Origin of the sequence: Variovorax sp. dw_954 (genome assembly GCF_018449755.1) — a bacterium.
GTDB lineage: Bacteria > Pseudomonadota > Gammaproteobacteria > Burkholderiales > Burkholderiaceae_C > Variovorax.
This window is the reverse complement of the sequence record NZ_JAAVVD010000003.1, coordinates 280,513-297,753: the sequence shown is the minus strand read 5'-3', so window position 1 is coordinate 297,753 and position 17,241 is coordinate 280,513. Positions and strand designations below refer to the sequence as shown.

Genomic DNA, 17,241 nt, shown 5'->3' with positions numbered 1-17,241 from the left:
TGTTCCCGCCTTCGTATGTCGTATACGATATTCGAACTCATCAGGGATGAGCGGCCATGCCCGGCCCGGCGCCTGCGGGAATCTGGCAGCGCCATCCCGACCCGAGTGCGAAGGATCTTCCTCATGATGCCCTGGCTCTCCGCTCCGGCGGCCGACCACCTTTCCACGTTGCGCGACATCCCGCTGGCCAAGCTGGTGCGCGACGACATGCTGGCCATGATCCTGCGCGGCGAACTGCAACCGGGCCAGCGCATCAACGAGCCCGATGTCGCGTCGCGCCTGGGCATCTCCCGCGTGCCTGTGCGCGAAGCCCTGCGTGAACTCGAAAGCACCGGCCTGGTGGTCGCGCGCAAGCATGCCGGCGTGTTCGTGCGCGAACCGGACGCCGAGGAAGTGCGCGAGCTGTACGAGATGCGCGGGCTGCTCGACGGCTATGCCGGCCGGCGCGTGGCGCGCCTCGCGACCGCCGCGCGCATCGCGCTGGCCGATGTGCTGGATGCCTCGATCGTCCGCATGAACGACGCCTTCGCGGCGCACGACGTGCAGCGCTACTACCGCGAGAACCTGCACTTCCACTGGACCATCGTCGAGGCGGCCGGCAACCACGCGCTGGCCGCCACCTACCAGGGCATCGTGCAGAAGCTGCACCTGTCTCGCCTGAAGAATCTCTCGCAGGACACCGGCATGCGCGCCTCGATCGCTGACCACACGAAGATCGCGCGCGCCTTGCGCAAGGGCGACATGGCGCGCTGCGAGGACCTGATGGCACGCCACGTGGGCGACGCCTACGACCGCCTGCAGCGCACCCGGCGTTGAACTCCGACACAGCCGCTTTCATCGAGCCAAGGAGACAGTCCATGCAACGCCGCGCCTTCAGTCTCGCGCTTCCCTCGGTCGCCTTGCTCGGGCTTCATGGATTGGCCCGGGCACAGTCTTTCCCGGCCAGGCCCATCCGCTACATCGTGCCGGTCTCGGCCGGCGGCGGCAGCGACATGGTGGGCCGCACGGTGACCGAGCGCTGGGGCAAGTTGCTGAACCAGGCCTTCGTGGTGGACAACCAGGGCGGCGGCGGGGGCGTGATCGCATCGCAAGCCACGGCGCGCGCGCCGGCCGATGGCTACACGCTCATGCAGGGTTACGTCGCCACGCACGGAACCAGCCCGGCCACGCGCAAGCTGCCCTACGACGCGGTCAAGGACTTCACGCCGATCGGCATGATCGGCGGCACACCCAACGTGCTCGTCATCAACGTGGACGTGCCGGCGAAGGGCTTCACGCAGTTCATCGCGCATGCCAAGGCCAATCCCGGCAAGCTCAGCTACGGCTCGGCTGGCCAGGGCTCGCTCACGCACCTGACGATGGAACTGTTCAAGGCGCAGACCGGCCTGGAGATGACGCACGTGCCCTACCGCGGCATCGCGCCGGCCTTCACCGACCTGCTCGGCGGGCAGACGCAGGCGATGTTCCCCGGCCTGGCCGCGGCGATGCAATACATCAAGTCGGGGCGCGTGCGCGCCATCGCCGTCACCGGCAAGACGCGCCACCCGCAGATACCGGAGGTGCCGACGCTGGAGGAACTTGGCCTGGCCGGCTTCGACGCCATGCAGTGGTATGGCGTGGTCGGCCCGGCGGGCATTCCGCCGGACGTGGTGCAGCGACTCAACGAGACGCTCAACGCCGTGCTCCAGGCGCCCGACATGGGCGAGAAGCTGTCGATCGAGGCGATCCAGCCGATGCCGATGTCGTCGCAGGAGTTTGGCGACTACATCCGCGCCGACGTGGCGCGCTGGACCCAGCTTGCAAGAGAAAAAAACATTCAACTCGACAACTAGGCACCGACCCCGCATGGCTCGCAATACCCAGGTCGCGGCAGACCACAACGCCCCGCCCATCACCCGCATCCTGGCCGAGTTCGTGGCAGGCCATCCATCGCGCGGCTGGAGCGATGCAGTGGTGGACCACGAGGCGCATCGCACTTTCCTCAACTGGCTGGGCTGCGCGGTCGGCGCCGCGCGGCACGAGGCCGTCGAGGCTGCGTTGGCGGCGGTGCGGGAGCTTCAGCCCGCGCCGCAAGCCACCGTGCTCGGCCGCGCGGACAAGGTCGACATGGCCAGCGCGGCGATGCTCAACGGCATCAGCTCGCACACCTTCGACTTCGACGACACGCACCTCAAGACCATCATCCACCCGGCAGGTCCGGTGGCCTCGGCGCTGCTGGCGTTGGCCGAGCACATCGGTTCGAGCGGACGCGAGCTGCTCGACGCGCTGGTGCTGGGCATCGACGTGGCCTGCCGCCTGGGCAACACCGTCTACCCGGACCACTACGACCGCGGCTGGCACATCACCGGCACCACCGGCATGCTCGGCGCGGCCGCCGGTTGCGCGCGCCTGCTCGGGCTCAATGCGGAGCGCACGGCCATGGCGCTCGGCATCGCGGCGTCGCAACCGATCGGCCTGCGCGAACAGTTCGGCACCATGACCAAGCCCTTCCACCCCGGCGGCGCAGCGCGTGCCGGCCTGATGGCCGCGTTGATGGCCAGGCATGGCTACACCGCGAGTCCGCGGGCGCTCGAGGCGCCGCGCGGCTGGGCGCAGGTCGTGTCGACGAAGCACGCGTGGAACGAAGTCACCGACGCGTTGGGCCAGCGCTTCGAGATCTCCTTCAACAGCTACAAGCCCTTTGCCTGCGGCATCGTGATCCATCCGAGCATCGATGCCTGCGTGCAGCTGCATGAGCGCGGCATCGCGCCGGACTCGGTCGAGCGCATCGAACTCAAGGTGCATTCGCTGGTGCTCGAACTGACGGGCAAGAAGGAGCCTGCCGATGGCTTGCAAGGCAAGTTCAGCGTCTACCACGGGTGCGCGGCCGGGCTGATCTTCGGCCGTGCGGCGGAGGAGGAGTTCGCCGACGACATCGTGTCGCGTGCCGACGTGGTGGCGCTGCGCCGCAAGGTGGTGGCCACGGTGGACGACAGCATCGGCGAGGCGAGCGCGGACGTGACGGCGGTGCTTGCCGACGGGCGGCGGGAGCATGTGTTCGTGGAACACGCGATCGGCTCCTTGCAACGTCCGATGAGCGATGGGGACCTGGAGCGCAAGTTCCATGGCTTGTCGGATGCAGTGCTGGGTGCTCGACAGTGCGACGGCCTGTTGAAGGCTTGCTGGTCGCTGGGCGAAGCGCCGGATGTGCGCGGCTTGTGCAGTCTGGCTCGGCCGCAGGGCGATGGAAGCGTGGAATGAAATTGCTGCAAGGTTCACGACGTCTGGTGCCGGTCGAGGCTCTTCAGCTCGGGCGCGATCACGCCGACGGCGTACTCTGCTCCGCGAATGTCCCCCGGCCTTCGGCCTCCTCCTTTATTTCGCTGCGCAGAGCACACCATCGTGATCGGGATGCGCAGTTGTTGATCGACCAACGCAACACGTTCGGATTTGCGGGCACACGCCGCACGTTCTGCGCTTCAGCCGCGCTCATGCTGGTCGGATGCGCAGCCACGCGACCTGACCCGCGGGCGGGCGCCATCGTCGAACTCGGCAGCACGGGCACGCTGCGCGCGGCCATCAACTTAGGCAATCCGATCCTCGCCAACCGGGGTGCGGACGGCGCGCCGCGCGGCGTCTCGGTGGACCTCGCCCGCGAGGCGGCGCGACGGCTCGGGCTGGCTGTCGAACTGGTCCAGTTCAACTCGGCCGGCAGCGTCGTCGATGCGGTCAGGGCGCGCACGGTCGACCTCGCTTTCGTCGCCATCGACCCGGTCCGCGCGGCCGACATGGAGTACACCGCGCCCTACGTGATCATCGAGGGCGCCTACCTCGTGCGCAACGACTCCCCGCTGCGGCGCAACGAGGACGTGGACCGCGCCGGCACACGCATCGCCGTGGGCCGCGGCAGTGCGTACGACCTGTTCCTCACGCGCGAGATCAAGTCGGCGACGCTGGTGCGCGCTGCGACCTCGCCTGCCGTCACCGACCTTTTCCTATCGCAGAACCTGGAGGTTGCCGCTGGCGTCAAGCAACAGCTGGAAGCGGACGCCAAGCGCGTCGGCGACGTGCGCTTGCTGCCGGGTCGCTTCATGGTGATCGAGCAGGCCATCGGCGTGCCCAAGGGCCGCACCTCCGCGCAGGCATGGCTCGGCGGCTTCATCGAGGAGATGAAGGCTTCCGGCTTTGTCGCGGCCTCGCTGCAGCGTCATGGCATCGAAGGCGCCGCGTTGGCGCCGGCGCGTACCGCAACCTGAACCGCCCCCTCCACCTCTTGTCGGGATGCCCTCATGACCTGTTCGCGACGCGTGGCGATGGCAGCATTGGCCGCCAGCTTCACACTGCCACTTCGCGCTCTGGCACAGGGCGCATGGCCGACCCGGCCGATCCGGCTGGTCATCCCGCTTGCACCGGGCAGCGCCGTCGACAACGCGGCCCGCGTCGTGATGCAGAAGATGTCGGAAGGGCTCGGCCAGGCCTTCGTGATCGAGAACATCCCCGGCTCGGCCGGACTCATCGGCGCCGAAAAGGTGGCGCGCGCCGCGCCGGACGGCTACACGCTGGGCGGCTTCAACGACAGCGTGCTGACCATGGTGCCCAACATGCAGTCGCACATGACATGGAACGCACTCACCGACTTCGAGCCGGTGTCGCTGGTCGGCACGGTGGAATGGGGCCTGGTCGCGAAAGCCGACGCGCCCTGGCGCTCGCTCGCGGACTTCATCGCGGCGGCCAGGGCTGCGCCCGGCAAGCTGAGCTATGGCTCGGGCGGCAACGGCAGCCCGCAGCACATCGGCATGGCGCTGTTGTGCGGGCAGGTCGGCATCGACCTGCTGCACGTGCCTTACAAGGGCGCGACGCCCGCCGCGATCGCGGCCGCGGCGGGCGAAGTCGATGTGTGCATGCAGGGGCTGGGCACGGTGGTTTCGCTGCTGCAGGCGGGCAAGCTGCGCCTGCTGGCGGTGTCCTCGGCCACGCGGCAGCCGCAGTTTCCGGACGTGCCGACCTTTGCAGAAGCCGGCACGCCGGGCTTCACCTTCAACTCCTGGTTTGCGCTGGTGGCCCCTGCGGGAACGCCTAAGGAAATCGTGGCTCGCCTCAATGCCGAGATCGCCAGGGTGCTGGCGGATCCCGCGATGAAGGAGAGGCTGTCGTCCATCGGCGTGACGCCGCGCGGCATGCCTGCGGCGGAGTTCGGGGAGGCACTCAAGACGCAATACGCGCTTTATCGCAAGCTGATCACGGACCGCGGGATCAAACCCGAATGAAAGACCCCGGCGAGACCATCATGAATACCTTTCGCGTTTCACAAGTCGCGCTGCAGCGCTTCATCGAAGCGATCTTCGTCAAGGAGGGCTTGCCGCCGGCCGATGCTGCCACGGTGGCAGCCCTCATGGCGGAGGCCGACCTGCAAGGCAGCGACGGGCACGGCGTGATCCGCCTGCTGCCCTATCTCAAGCGCTTGCGCGCGGGCGGCATCAACAGGCATCCGGACATCCGGGTCGTGCATGAACGTGCGGCGATGGCGGTGGTCGATGGCGACAACGGCATGGGTCACCTGGTCGTCACGCGGGCGGTGGACATCGCCATCGAGAAGGCGCGCAGCGCCGGCGTGGCCTGGGTGGGCACGCGCTTCAGCAACCATGCGGGGCCCGCCTCGCTGTATGCGCGCCGGCCGCTGCAGCACGACATGCTCGGGCTCTACTTCGCCGTCGGCAATGCCAACCACCTGCCGCCTTGGGGCGGCACCGAGGCGCTGCTGTCGACCAATCCGATCGCAGCCGGCATTCCGGCCGGCGACGAGCCGCCCGTGGTGCTGGACATGGCGACGACCGTGGCCGCCTACGGCAAGGTCAAGGCGCTGGCCAAGCGCGGCGAGCAGATGCCGCCGGGCTGGATGGTGGACCGGCAGGGCGAACCGCTGCTCGACCCGACGCGATCGAACGAAGGCTTCCTGCTGCCGATCGGCGGGTATAAGGGCTACGGGCTCGCGCTCATCGTCGGCCTGCTGGCCGGCACGCTGGGCGGCGCGGCGATGGGCCGCGACGTCATCGACTTCAACGCCGACCACGTCTCCGTCACGAACACCGGGCAGGCGATCCTGGTCATCGACCTGGCGGCCTTCGGCGACCCTGCCGTGTTCAAGCAGGCGGTCGACACGCTGGTGCGCGACATCCGCGGCAGCGAGCGCATGGCGCACGTCGAGCGCATCTGGCTGCCAGGCGAACAGAGTTTCGACAAGCGCCGCAGGCATGCGCAGGAGGGCATCCCGCTTGCGCCGGCGCTGCTCGACGAACTCGACGCACTGGCCGCGGACATTGGTATCGCGCCGCTCGCGCGGCTTGCGCCGGCATGACCCTCCCCTTGTCCACCCCCTCCCCCGCACACCAACCAAGAGGACTTTCTTTCCATGAATCGTTCGATCAAGTTCACCGCCGCAGCCGCCCTTCTCGCTGCGCTGGCCCTTCCGGCCGTGGCACAGAACGTCAAGGTGACGCCGCTGGGCGGCATCGACGGCGAGTTCTGCCCGCAGGACCGCGCCCTCGTCTTCGAGGACCCGAACGGCACGCGCATCCTCTACGACCCGGGCCGCACGGTGGCCGGCGCAAACGATCCGCGCCTGGGCAAGATCGACATCATCCTGGTCAGCCACATGCATGGCGACCACGTCGGCAATGCCCACAACAAGGAGCCGAACTCGGGCACCTGCGCGAGCCCTGACCTGTCGGTCTCGGCCCTGCCGAACACCCTCGCCGTGGAGATTGCGCTCGCCAAGAAGTCGAAGATCGTCACCGGGAGCGAGATGCCGCCCTTCTTCGCGGCCAAGCTCAAGGCCAATGGCGGCGATCCGGCCAACGCGATGCTGGCTCGCTTCGGCGGCAGCGTGGTGGTGGGCGGCGTGCGCATCGCGACGGTGCTGGCGCTGCACAGCAATGGCGTGGACCCGGACTTCATCGGCGGTGACCTGGGCAAGGCCATGAAGGACGCGGGCATCGCCGGCAACGTCGGCTCCGCGACGGGCTATGTGCTCACCTTCAGCAACGGCCTCGTGACCTACCTCTCCGGCGACACCGGCATCCTGGCCGACCAGGAGCGGGTGGTGCGCGACCTCTACCACGCGAAGCTCGCCGTCATGAACATCGGCGACGGCTTCACCACCGGCCCGGCCGAGGCGGCCTACGTGATGAACGAATTGGTCAAGCCCGCCTCCGTCATCGTCTCGCATGCGAACGAAGTGGGCACCGTGGGCGGCAAGGTGCGCCCGGGGAGCAAGACGGAGGCCTTCCTGAAGGCGGCGAAGATGCCGGCCTATGTGCCGCTGTCAGGCAAGACGCTGGTGTTCGATGGCGACGGGAAGGCCGTGGCGACAAACTGAACGCTGAGGAAGGCGGCGCCACCCCGCCGGGGCCGCGGTACTGCGGAGTTCCAAATACACGAAGGCGTAACTCTGAAGTCCGTTATCGTTCGCCCCTCTCGACGGCATGTGGTCCGTCGCCGGATTGGGTTGAACCTTGGCGCTTCTCGACTTCGACGTTCTCATCATTGGCAGCGGATTGTCTGGCCTTAGCGCCGCGGTTCATCTGGCCCGCACGCACCGTGTGGCCGTCATCACCAAGCGGGCCCTCGGCGACGGCGCGAGCCAATGGGCACAGGGCGGCATTGCCGCAGTGCTGGCTCAAAGCGACAGCATCGATTCGCATGTGCAGGACACGCTGGTCGCAGGCGCGGGCCTGTGCGACCTCGCGGCCACGCGCTTCGTCGTGGAACACGCGCCCGAGGCCATCGCCTGGCTGCAGACGCTCGGCGTGCCGTTCACCGAGGAGAACGGGTTGCTGCACCTCACGCGCGAAGGCGGCCACAGCGAGCGTCGCATCGTTCATGTGACCGACGCCACCGGCGCGGCGGTGCAGCGCTGCCTCATCGATGTGGTGCGGCACACGCCCAACATCACGCTCTTCGAAGGCCACATGCTCGTCGACCTCATCGCGGGCGCCAGGCTCGGGCTTGCCGATGCGGGATGCATGGGCGTCCATGCGCTGGACGTGGCTGCCGGCGAAGTCCTGACCTTTCGGGCGCCACACACCATCCTCGCCACGGGCGGCGCCGGCAAGGTCTATCTCTACACGACCAACCCGGACACGGCCACGGGCGACGGCATCGCCGCCGCGTGGCGCGCCGGCTGCCGCGTGTCGAACATGGAATTCATCCAGTTCCATCCCACCTGCCTGCACCACCCGTTCGCGAAGTCCTTCCTCATCAGCGAAGCGGTGCGCGGCGAGGGCGGGCAACTCAAGCTGCCTGCTTCGGCGGGCGGTGCGCGCTTCATGCCCGAACACGACGAGCGGGCTGAACTCGCGCCGCGCGACGTGGTCGCGCGCGCCATCGATTTCGAGATGAAGAAGCACGGGCTCGACTGCGTGCACCTCGACATCTCGCACCAGAGCCCGGCCTTCCTGGAGGCGCACTTCCCCAACATCCTGGCGCGCTGCGCGACGCTCGGCATCGACATCACGCGCGAACCGATTCCCGTGGTGCCAGCGGCCCACTACACCTGCGGCGGCGTGGTGGTGGATCTGGCCGGACACACCGACGTGCCTGGCCTCTACGCCATCGGCGAAACCGCCTGCACCGGCCTGCATGGCGCCAACCGCCTGGCCAGCAACTCGCTGGTCGAGTGCATGGTGTTCGCACGCGCGGCTGCGCAGGCCATCGCCACCGAGCCGCCACGCGCCCTGCCTGACCTGCCGACCTGGGACCACAGCCGCGTCACCGATGCCGACGAGGTCGTCGTCATCTCGCACAACTGGGACGAGTTGCGCCGCTTCATGTGGGACTACGTGGGCATCGTGCGCACCAACAAGCGACTGGAGCGTGCGGCGCATCGCATCGCCCTGCTGTCGCGGGAAATCGACGAGTTCTACGGCAACTTCCGCATCACGCCGGACCTGCTCGAACTGCGCAACCTGGTGCAGGTGGCGGACCTCATCGTGCGCTGCGCGCTTGCGCGGCACGAAAGCCGCGGGCTGCACTTCAGCCGCGACTATCCAGGGCTGGCCGATGTCGCCGAGCCGACCGTGCTGCTGCCCGACGAGCGCTGACCCCCCGCCTCCCTTCCGTCCACTTTCCAATCCTTGAAGAAAAGGCTGCCACGCCATGTTCCGCACACTCCTGAAATCCAAGATCCACCGTGTCGCCGTGACCGACTGCGAGTTGCACTACGAAGGCTCCTGCGCCATCGACGAAGACTTGCTGGATGCCGCCAACCTCTCCGAGAACGAGCAGGTGCACATCTGGAACATCAACAACGGCGAGCGCTTCGTGACCTATGCGATCCGGGGCGAGCGAGGCACCGGGATCATCTCGGTCAACGGCTCCGCCGCGCGCAAGGCCTCGGTGGGCGACCTGATCATCATTGCCGCCTTCGGCCTCGTGCCGGAGGACCAGGTGGGCTCGCACAGGCCGAAGCTGGTGTTCGTCGACGGGGCCAACCGCATCCAGGAGCAGCGCGGCCATGTCCCCGTGCAGGCGGCATCCCATGACGCGGTCCCGGCCTGAATACCGCGCCCGGTGCATCCACGCATGTCGATTGCCATCACCCCCGACGGGACCCGCCCCGACCCCACCCTTCCGCCCACATCGCCACCTTCACCGCGCAAACCCCTGAGCCTGCCGCGCCTTGCAGACATGCACGCACGCGGCGAGAAGATCACGATGCTCACCGCCTACGACGCCACCTTTGCCGCGATGGCAGATGCAGCGGGCGTCGAATGCCTGCTCGTCGGCGATTCGCTCGGCATGGTGTGCCAGGGCCTGCACAGCACCGTGGGTGTCACGCTCGAGACCATGCGCTACCACACGGAATGCGTTGCACGCGGCCTGCACCGTGTGCAGGGAACGGCGTGGCTCATTGCGGACCTGCCCTTCGGCAGCTACCAGGAATCGCGCGAGCAGGCGCTGCGCAGCGCGACCGTCCTGATGCAGGCGGGCGCGCACATGGTGAAGCTCGAGGGCGGCGGATGGACGGCAGAGACGATCCGGTTCCTCGCGGAGCGCGGCATCCCGGTCTGCGCGCACCTCGGACTCACGCCCCAGACGGTGCATGCACTGGGCGGCTACCGCGTCCAGGGCAGGAGCGAGGAGGCAGCAGCGCAACTGCGCCTGCATGCGCTCGAACTGCAGGACGCCGGCGCGGCCATGCTGGTGCTGGAAATGGTGCCCGCTGCGCTGGCCGGAGCACTCACGCTAGAGCTGTCCCGCTGCGCCACCATCGGCATCGGTGCCGGCAAGGCCACGGCCGGACAGGTGCTTGTGTTGCACGACATGCTCGGCATCCACCTCGGCAAGCCGCCGAAGTTCGTGCGCAATTTCATGGCCGAAAGCGGCGGCATCACGCAGGCACTGCAGGCCTACGTGCGCGCCGTGAAGGACCGCAGCTTTCCCGATGACCGGCTGCACACCTGGTAAGCAGCCCACTCCTTGAGACACCCGCAACCCATGCATATCGCAAGAACCATCGAAGACCTTCGCGACCGCCTCGGCGCCTTTCGTCACCCCGCCTTCGTGCCCACGATGGGCAACCTTCATGACGGCCACCTGGACCTGGTGCAGCAAGCCAGGCCGCTGGGCGACGTCACGGTGGCCAGCATCTTCGTCAACCGCCTGCAGTTCCTGCCGCACGAGGACTTCGATACCTATCCGCGCACCTGGGACAGCGATTGCGACAAGCTGCGCGCAGCCGGCTGCGACCTGCTGTTCGCGCCCGACGAAAAGGCCCTCTACCCGGAGCCGCAAGCCTGCAAGGTGCATCCCGATCCCGCGCTGGGCGACATCCTGGAAGGCCACTTCCGGCCCGGTTTCTTCGTGGGTGTCTGCACGGTGGTGATGAAGCTCTTCTCCTGCGTGCAGCCGCGCGTGGCGATGTTCGGCAAGAAGGACTACCAGCAGCTCATGGTGATCCGCCACATGGTTCGGCAGTTCGCGCTGCCCATCGAGGTTGTCGGTGTCGAGACGCGACGTGCGGCGGGCGGCCTTGCGCTGTCCTCGCGCAATGGCTACCTCAGCGATGCCGAGCGTGCCGAAGCCGTCGAGCTTTCAAAGGCATTGCAGGCCATGGCCGAGGCAGTGCGCACTGGAGAGCGGGACTTCAGCGCCATCGAAACCCGCGCCATCGCTTCGTTGCAGGAACGCGGCTGGCAACCCGACTACATGACGCTGCGCCGACGCGCCGACCTGCAGGCGGCTGCGCCGGGAGAACCGCTGGTGGCCCTCGCCGCAGCGCGGCTGGGCGCGACGCGCCTCATCGACAACCTCGAGATCGACACCTGAGGCCCGGGACGGGCGATCAGGCCGCGCCGATCCCGGCGATGAGGCCGCCGGCCGGCAGCCCCTTCTTGAGGCCGGCAGTGAACGCCAGCATGCGGTCGATCGGTACACGCGCACGCAGCCCCAGTGCGGCATCGACCTGCACTTCGCCCATGCCCGTCTCGAGCACGCGCGCCACGTCGGCCAGGCCGTTCATCGCCATCCAGGGGCAATGCGCGCAGCTCTTGCAGGTGGCGCCGTTGCCGGAAGTGGGCGCCTCGATGAAGGTCTTGCCGGGATTGAGCGTGCGCAGCTTGTGCAGCATGCCGGTGTCGGTCGCGACGATGAATTCCTTTGCATCCATCTGCCGCGCGGCATTCAGGATCGCGGAGGTCGAGCCGACCGCGTCCGCCAGCGCGATCACGTCGGCCGGCGATTCGGGATGCACGAGCACGCGGGCCGCGGGGTGGTCCTTCATGAGCAGTTCGAGTTCGAGCGCCTTGAACTCGTCGTGCACGATGCACGCGCCCTGCCAGCTCAGCATGTCCGCACCCGTTTCGCGGCGGATGTAGTCGCCCAGGTGGCGGTCGGGCGCCCAGAGGATCTTGCAGCCCTGCGCGTGCAATGCGCGCACCACGTCCAGCGCACAGCTCGACGTGACCAGCCAGTCGGCCCGCGCCTTCACGGCGGCGCTGGTGTTGGCATACACGACCACGGTCCGGTCGGGGTGCGCATCGCAGAAGGCGCTGAACGCATCCGCGGGGCAGCCGAGGTCGAGCGAGCAGTTTGCATCGAGGTCGGGCATCAGCACGCGCTTGTCGGGCGACAGGATCTTGGCCGTCTCGCCCATGAAGCGCACGCCCGACACCACCAGCGTGCGTGCCGCGTGGTCGCGGCCAAAGCGCGCCATCTCGAGCGAGTCGCTGACGAGGCCGCCGGTTTCCTCCGCGAGGTCCTGCAGGTCCGGATGCACGTAGTAGTGCGACACCATCACCGCATCGCGTTCGCGCAGCAAGCGGCGGATGCGTTCCTTCAATGCGAGGCGCGCTGACGGCGTTGGCTCCGCAGGCACGCGCGCCCAGGCGTGCCGTGTACCGCATGCGCTCTCGCCGTTCAACGCAACGGGTTGTTCATAGTCGACGTCGAAGACTGTTGAATCCATCGATCAGTCCTCCTTGAAGCGCATCGAGTAGTCGATCGCCTTCACATCCTTCGTGAGCGCACCGACCGAGATGCGGTCGACGCCCGTTTCCGCAAGTGTGCGAATGCCGGCCAGGGTCACTCCGCCGGAGATCTCGAGCACGGCACGCGCTTGCCCGGCCGCCTCGTTGCGACGGACGGCTTCGCGCAAGGTCGGCAGGTCCATGTTGTCGAGCAGCACCATGCGCGCACCGTGGGCCAGCGCCTCGTCGAGTTGCGCCAGGGTCTCGACCTCGATCTCGACGAAGCTGGCGCGCGCGGCGACCTGCGCGGCGGCGCGCAGGGCCTGCGCCACGCCGCCGGCGGCCACGATGTGGTTCTCCTTGATCAGGATCGCGTCGTAGAGGCCGATGCGGTGGTTCGTGCCGCCGCCGGTGCGCACGGCGTACTTCTGCGCCAGGCGCAGGCCGGGCAAGGTCTTGCGCGTGTCGACGATCCGCGCGCGCGTGCCCTGCACCGCATCGACATATCGCGCCGTGCACGTCGCCACGGCGCTGAGCAGTTGCAGGAAGTTGAGCGCCGTGCGCTCCGCGGTCAGCAGGCAGCGGGCATCGCCCGAAATCGTCAGCACAGTCTTCTCGGCCGCGACATGCTGGCCCTCCACGCAATGCCAGGTCACTTGCGCCTGCGGGTCGAGTTGCCGCACCACCGCTTCGACCCACGGGGCGCCGCACAGCACGGCGGCCTCGCGCGTCACTACCTGCGCTGTCGCGCGCTTGCCGGCGGCCACCAGGCTGGCGGTCAGGTCACCATCGCCCGCGTCCTCGCTCAAGGCGCGCCGTGCATCGGCCATCGCAAGTTCGGTCACGCTTGCGATGGAGAAATCAAAGAGATCGGTCATGAATGAGTGCCGCGCGGAATGCGGCAAGCTGGCTTGGGGAGGTGGCCATTTTGACGCCTTGCAAAGTGCCCGGTACGTAGCTTTATCGGTCGCTTCTGTGCGCGCGCGTCGCAGCGATGGCGGCGCGTTCCATCTTGTTTCAAGTGCAACGTGCTACGCCAAACCTGCGTCACTACACTGGGGAAGGGCTGGTGGCGATCAGCCAGCCCGCACTCCTTCCACCCCCAAGACAGTGAGACATCCTTGAAATTCCAGACCTTCCGGCTGTCGCTCCTCGTGAGCGCCGCCCTGCTTTCCAGCGTCGCCGTGCAGGCGGCATCCCAGGCGCCCGTCGCCGCCGAAAACGGCATGGTCGTGAGCGCGCAGCACCTGGCCACCAAGGTCGGCGTCGACGTGCTCAAGCGCGGCGGCAATGCCGTCGACGCGGCGGTTGCCGTGGGCTATGCGCTGGCGGTGGTTTACCCCGCAGCCGGCAACCTGGGCGGCGGCGGCTTCATGACCGTGCAGCTGGCCGACGGCCGCAAGACCTTCCTCGATTTCCGCGAGAAGGCCCCGCTGGGCGCCACGGCCAACATGTACCTCGACAAGGATGGCAATGTCGTCAAGGGACTGAGCACCAAGGGCCACCTCGCGGTCGGCGTGCCGGGCAGCGTCTCGGGCATGGAATACGCGCGCGAGAAGTACGGCACCATGAAGCGCGCCGCGCTGCTCGCCCCGTCCATCCAGCTGGCCGACAAGGGCTTCGTGCTCGAGCAGGGCGACATCGACCTGCTCAACACCTCGACGGCCGATTTCAAGGACGACGCAGCAACGGGCGCCATCTTCCTGAACAGGGGCGAGCCCTTCACGGCCGGCCAGAAGCTCGTGCAGAAGGACCTCGCGAAGACGTTGAAGACCATCAGCGCCAAGGGCACGGACGGCTTCTACAAGGGCTGGGTGGCCGATGCCATCGTGGCGTCGAGCAAGTCTGGCAAGGGCCTGATCACGCAGGCCGACCTCGACCAGTACAAGACCCGCGAAATGCCGCCCGTCGAGTGCGACTACCGTGGCTACCACGTCGTGTCGGCGCCCCCGCCCAGCTCGGGCGGCGTGATCATCTGCGAGATGCTCAACGTCCTCGAAGGCTATCCGCTCAAGGACCTGGGCTATCTCTCGGCGCAGGCCGTGCACTACCAGATCGAGGCCATGCGCCACGCCTACGTGGACCGCAACAGCTACCTGGGCGACCCGGACTTCGTGAAGAACCCGCTCGACCGCCTGCTCGACAAGGGCTATGCCGAGAAGCTCCGCGCCGCCATCGACCCGAAGAAGGCCGGTGTCTCCAAGGAGATCAAGCCGGGCGTCGCGCCGCACGAAGGCAGCAACACCACGCACTACTCCATCGCCGACAAGTGGGGCAACGCGGTGTCGGTGACCTACACGCTGAACGACTGGTTCGGCGCCAAGGTCACGGCGCCGAGCACCGGCGTGCTGCTCAACGACGAGATGGACGACTTCACCTCGAAGATTGGCGTGCCGAACCTGTACGGCCTGGTGCAGGGCGAGGCCAACGCCATCGCGCCCGGCAAGCGCCCGCTGAGTTCCATGAGTCCCACCATCGTCAGCAAGGATGGCAAGCCCGTCATGGTGGTCGGAACGCCGGGCGGCAGCCGCATCATCACCGCCGTGATGCTGACGATGATCAACGCCATCGACTACGGCATGAACGTGCAGGAGGCCGTCGACGCGCCCCGCTTCCACCAGCAATGGCTGCCCGACGTGACCAACGTCGAGACATATGCGCTCAGCCCCGACACCCGCAAGCTGCTGGTCGACATGGGCCACAACCTCGGCGAGCCGCAACCGGCCAACCACCTCGCGGCGATCATCGTCGGCGCGCCGTCGCTCGGGGGCAAGCCGGTGGCGAACAACCGGTTCTACGGGGCGAACGATCCGCGCCCCAATACGGGGCTTGCGGCGGGGTATTGATCGCGCGCCGCGGCCCGCGCGCATGGCCATGCCGATGAAAGGCAAGGCCATGCGCCCCACCCCCGGGGTCCCGGCACGGGATCGACTGTGTGGGCCTCAGTTCGCCGCAGGTCAGAGGGGAGCGGGTTGGCTCCGCAGATGCTCCGCCAGGAATGACAGGCCGGCTTCGTATCCAAACGGTCCGAGTCCACAAATGACGCCCGTCGCGGCCAGCGAGACGTAGCTCTTGTGATACATCGGTTCGCGACGATGGATGTTCGTGATGTGCACCTCGACTATGGGTAGTTGCGACGCCTTCAGGGCATCGAGGATCGCCATCGATGTGAACGAGTAGGCCGCAGGATTGAAAACAATCCCCGCCATGGTCTTGCGCGCCTCGTGAATCCAGTCGACCAGTTGCCCCTCGTGGTTCGACTGTCTGAAGTCCACTTCGAGTCCGAGGCGCTTCCCGACTGCCTTGCACCGCTCCTCGACCTGCACGAGCGTCGTGTGACCGTAGATGTGGGGCTCGCGTTCGCCGAGCAGATTCAGGTTGGGGCCATTCAGAATCAATATCTTTGCCATGATTTCCCTGATCGAGATGAGTTGTGTCCGTCGATGTCGAGGCCGAATTGCTTCGTCTTCGGCCACCGTTGCTTGCGTGCGGGCGGGCGCTTCAGGGACCGCCGTGGAACAGCTTCGCGGGGCCGGTGACGAGCCAGGGAAAGAAGACCATCAGGAACATGATCAGGAACTGGGCGATCATGAACGGCATCACGCCCTTGGTCACGGTGTCCATTGACATTCGACCGACCCCGGCCACCACGTTGAGCACCACGCCAACCGGCGGCGTGACCAGCCCGATGGCGTTGTTCATGATGAACATGACGCCAAAGTAGACCGGATCGATGTGGGCGGCCACGACCACCGGCATCAGCACTGGCGTGAGGATGAGGATGGTCGGCGTCATGTCCATCGCGGTGCCGACGATCATGACCAGCACCATGATCGCCACCATCAGCGTGATGGGGCTGCCTAGGAAGGGTTCGAGCATGCCCACCACCTTTCCGGGCAGGTCCGCCACAGTGATGAGCCAGGCCGAGACCATGGCTGCGGCCACCAGGAACATCACCACCGCGGTGGTCTTGGCCGCCGCCTTGAAGATGCCGTACAGCTGGGACAGCTTCAGGCCACGGTAGATGACAGTCGCGACGAACAGCGCGTAAACCGCGGCCACCACGCCGGCTTCGGTCGGCGTGAACACTCCCATGCGCAAGCCGACCAGGATGATCACCGGCAGCATCAGCGCCCAGCCACAGCGGCGCATCGTGGCCAGCAGTTCCTTCAGCGGCTTGCGCGGCGGCGGCACCACGCCTTCGTTGCGGGCGACGATGGCCCAGGTGATCCACAACGCCAGTCCCATCAGCAGGCCGGGCGTGATGCCGGCCATGAACAGCTTGGAGATCGACACGTTGGCAGTGACGCCGAAAATGACCAGGCCAATCGACGGGGGCAGCACCGGCGCAATCACGCCGGATGCGGCGATCAGGCCGGCAGCCCGCTGCGGCGCGTGGCCGGCGGCCACCATCATCGGCAGCAGCATGGCGGTCAGTGCGGCGGCGTCGGCCACGGCGCTGCCCGACAGTGCAGACAGCATGATCGACGCGACGATGGTCACGTAGCCCAAACCGCCACGAATGTGGCCGACCAGCGCCATCGCGAATTCGACGATGCGCTTCGAGAGCCCGCCCTCGTTCATGATTTCGCCAGCCAGCAGGAAGAAGGGCACCGCCAGCAGCGGGTAGTTGTCGGCGCCTCCCAGCAGGTTCTGCGCAAGGATCTGGGCCTCGAAGATGTCCAGGTGCCACATCAGCGCCACGCCGCTGACCAGCAGCGCGAACGAGATCGGAATGCCGATTGCCATCGCCAGCAGCAGCGACCCGAGGAAGATGGTGAGTGTCATGGTGGCTTGC

16 protein-coding genes are annotated in these 17,241 nt (G+C 67.4%); 12 read left to right on the top strand and 4 right to left on the bottom strand.

Annotated features, from left to right (window positions below; all coding sequences use genetic code 11):
• Positions 1-123: 123 nt before the first annotated feature.
• From HB681_RS07500 to panC, 11 genes are all read left to right on the top strand, one after another.
• Positions 124-816, top strand: coding sequence for a GntR family transcriptional regulator (locus tag HB681_RS07500; RefSeq protein ID WP_213954168.1), 693 nt, complete (start codon positions 124-126; stop codon positions 814-816).
• 41 nt (positions 817-857) lie between these two features.
• On the top strand, positions 858-1,832 hold the full coding sequence (locus tag HB681_RS07495) for a tripartite tricarboxylate transporter substrate binding protein (protein WP_213954166.1): 975 nt from the start codon (positions 858-860) through the stop codon (positions 1,830-1,832).
• 13 nt (positions 1,833-1,845) lie between these two features.
• A complete protein-coding gene (locus HB681_RS07490) occupies positions 1,846-3,240 on the top strand; it encodes an MmgE/PrpD family protein (protein ID WP_213954165.1) in 1,395 nt (464 codons plus the stop codon).
• 158 nt (positions 3,241-3,398) lie between these two features.
• A complete protein-coding gene (locus tag HB681_RS07485; RefSeq protein WP_256734849.1) occupies positions 3,399-4,235 on the top strand; it encodes an ABC transporter substrate-binding protein in 837 nt (278 codons plus the stop codon).
• Between the two features lie 33 nt (positions 4,236-4,268).
• On the top strand, positions 4,269-5,246 hold the full coding sequence (locus HB681_RS07480; protein ID WP_213954163.1) for a tripartite tricarboxylate transporter substrate binding protein: 978 nt from the start codon (positions 4,269-4,271) through the stop codon (positions 5,244-5,246).
• A gap of 20 nt (positions 5,247-5,266) precedes the next feature.
• On the top strand, positions 5,267-6,334 hold the full coding sequence (locus HB681_RS07475; RefSeq protein WP_213954162.1) for an Ldh family oxidoreductase: 1,068 nt from the start codon (positions 5,267-5,269) through the stop codon (positions 6,332-6,334).
• Between the two features lie 54 nt (positions 6,335-6,388).
• The gene (locus HB681_RS07470; RefSeq protein WP_213954160.1) at positions 6,389-7,354 is read left to right on the top strand and encodes an MBL fold metallo-hydrolase; all 966 of its coding nucleotides are present in this window, start codon (positions 6,389-6,391) and stop codon (positions 7,352-7,354) included.
• A 136-nt stretch (positions 7,355-7,490) separates the two neighbouring features.
• Positions 7,491-9,077 carry an L-aspartate oxidase gene (gene nadB / locus HB681_RS07465; RefSeq protein ID WP_213954159.1) on the top strand — a complete coding sequence of 529 codons (1,587 nt, stop codon included), beginning with the start codon at positions 7,491-7,493 and terminating at the stop codon, positions 9,075-9,077.
• Positions 9,078-9,132: 55 nt separating this feature from the next.
• Positions 9,133-9,534: an aspartate 1-decarboxylase gene (gene panD / locus HB681_RS07460; protein WP_213954158.1), complete on the top strand. Its 402-nt coding sequence runs from the start codon at positions 9,133-9,135 to the stop codon at positions 9,532-9,534.
• Between the two features lie 24 nt (positions 9,535-9,558).
• A complete protein-coding gene (gene panB / locus HB681_RS07455) occupies positions 9,559-10,443 on the top strand; it encodes a 3-methyl-2-oxobutanoate hydroxymethyltransferase (protein WP_213954157.1) in 885 nt (294 codons plus the stop codon).
• Between the two features lie 30 nt (positions 10,444-10,473).
• Positions 10,474-11,304, top strand: coding sequence for a pantoate--beta-alanine ligase (gene panC / locus HB681_RS07450; RefSeq protein ID WP_213954156.1), 831 nt, complete (start codon positions 10,474-10,476; stop codon positions 11,302-11,304).
• 16 nt (positions 11,305-11,320) lie between these two features.
• Here the strand turns inward: panC and nadA are convergent, their stop codons facing one another.
• Together nadA and nadC are read right to left on the bottom strand one after the other, a co-directional pair.
• Positions 11,321-12,442 (bottom strand): quinolinate synthase NadA, encoded by a 1,122-nt coding sequence (gene nadA, locus HB681_RS07445; protein ID WP_213954155.1) that lies wholly within the window; start codon positions 12,440-12,442, stop codon positions 11,321-11,323.
• A 3-nt stretch (positions 12,443-12,445) separates the two neighbouring features.
• Positions 12,446-13,321, bottom strand: a complete 876-nt coding sequence (gene nadC / locus HB681_RS07440; RefSeq protein WP_213954154.1) for a carboxylating nicotinate-nucleotide diphosphorylase — start codon at positions 13,319-13,321, stop codon at positions 12,446-12,448.
• A gap of 348 nt (positions 13,322-13,669) precedes the next feature.
• Here nadC and ggt point away from each other — a divergent pair, with 348 nt between their 5' ends.
• Positions 13,670-15,289, top strand: a complete 1,620-nt coding sequence (ggt, locus tag HB681_RS07435) for a gamma-glutamyltransferase (RefSeq protein WP_213954318.1) — start codon at positions 13,670-13,672, stop codon at positions 15,287-15,289.
• A gap of 111 nt (positions 15,290-15,400) precedes the next feature.
• On the opposite strand, the gene aroQ is transcribed toward ggt, so the two are convergent.
• Together aroQ and HB681_RS07425 are read right to left on the bottom strand one after the other, a co-directional pair.
• A complete protein-coding gene (gene aroQ, locus HB681_RS07430) occupies positions 15,401-15,853 on the bottom strand; it encodes a type II 3-dehydroquinate dehydratase (protein WP_213954153.1) in 453 nt (150 codons plus the stop codon).
• Between the two features lie 91 nt (positions 15,854-15,944).
• A complete protein-coding gene (locus HB681_RS07425) occupies positions 15,945-17,231 on the bottom strand; it encodes a TRAP transporter large permease subunit (RefSeq protein ID WP_213954152.1) in 1,287 nt (428 codons plus the stop codon).
• Positions 17,232-17,241: the final 10 nt, after the last annotated feature.

Coding starts and splice junctions, on each gene's coding strand:
- HB681_RS07500 (WP_213954168.1), top strand. CDS start 124: ATGATGCCCTGGCTCTCCGCTCCGGCGGCCGACCACCTTTCCACGTTG.
- HB681_RS07495 (WP_213954166.1), top strand. CDS start 858: ATGCAACGCCGCGCCTTCAGTCTCGCGCTTCCCTCGGTCGCCTTGCTC.
- HB681_RS07490 (WP_213954165.1), top strand. CDS start 1,846: ATGGCTCGCAATACCCAGGTCGCGGCAGACCACAACGCCCCGCCCATC.
- HB681_RS07480 (WP_213954163.1), top strand. CDS start 4,269: ATGACCTGTTCGCGACGCGTGGCGATGGCAGCATTGGCCGCCAGCTTC.
- HB681_RS07475 (WP_213954162.1), top strand. CDS start 5,267: ATGAATACCTTTCGCGTTTCACAAGTCGCGCTGCAGCGCTTCATCGAA.
- HB681_RS07470 (WP_213954160.1), top strand. CDS start 6,389: ATGAATCGTTCGATCAAGTTCACCGCCGCAGCCGCCCTTCTCGCTGCG.
- panD (WP_213954158.1), top strand. CDS start 9,133: ATGTTCCGCACACTCCTGAAATCCAAGATCCACCGTGTCGCCGTGACC.
- panB (WP_213954157.1), top strand. CDS start 9,559: ATGTCGATTGCCATCACCCCCGACGGGACCCGCCCCGACCCCACCCTT.
- panC (WP_213954156.1), top strand. CDS start 10,474: ATGCATATCGCAAGAACCATCGAAGACCTTCGCGACCGCCTCGGCGCC.
- nadA (WP_213954155.1), bottom strand. CDS start 12,442: ATGGATTCAACAGTCTTCGACGTCGACTATGAACAACCCGTTGCGTTG.
- nadC (WP_213954154.1), bottom strand. CDS start 13,321: ATGACCGATCTCTTTGATTTCTCCATCGCAAGCGTGACCGAACTTGCG.
- ggt (WP_213954318.1), top strand. CDS start 13,670: ATGGTCGTGAGCGCGCAGCACCTGGCCACCAAGGTCGGCGTCGACGTG.
- aroQ (WP_213954153.1), bottom strand. CDS start 15,853: ATGGCAAAGATATTGATTCTGAATGGCCCCAACCTGAATCTGCTCGGC.
- HB681_RS07425 (WP_213954152.1), bottom strand. CDS start 17,231: ATGACACTCACCATCTTCCTCGGGTCGCTGCTGCTGGCGATGGCAATC.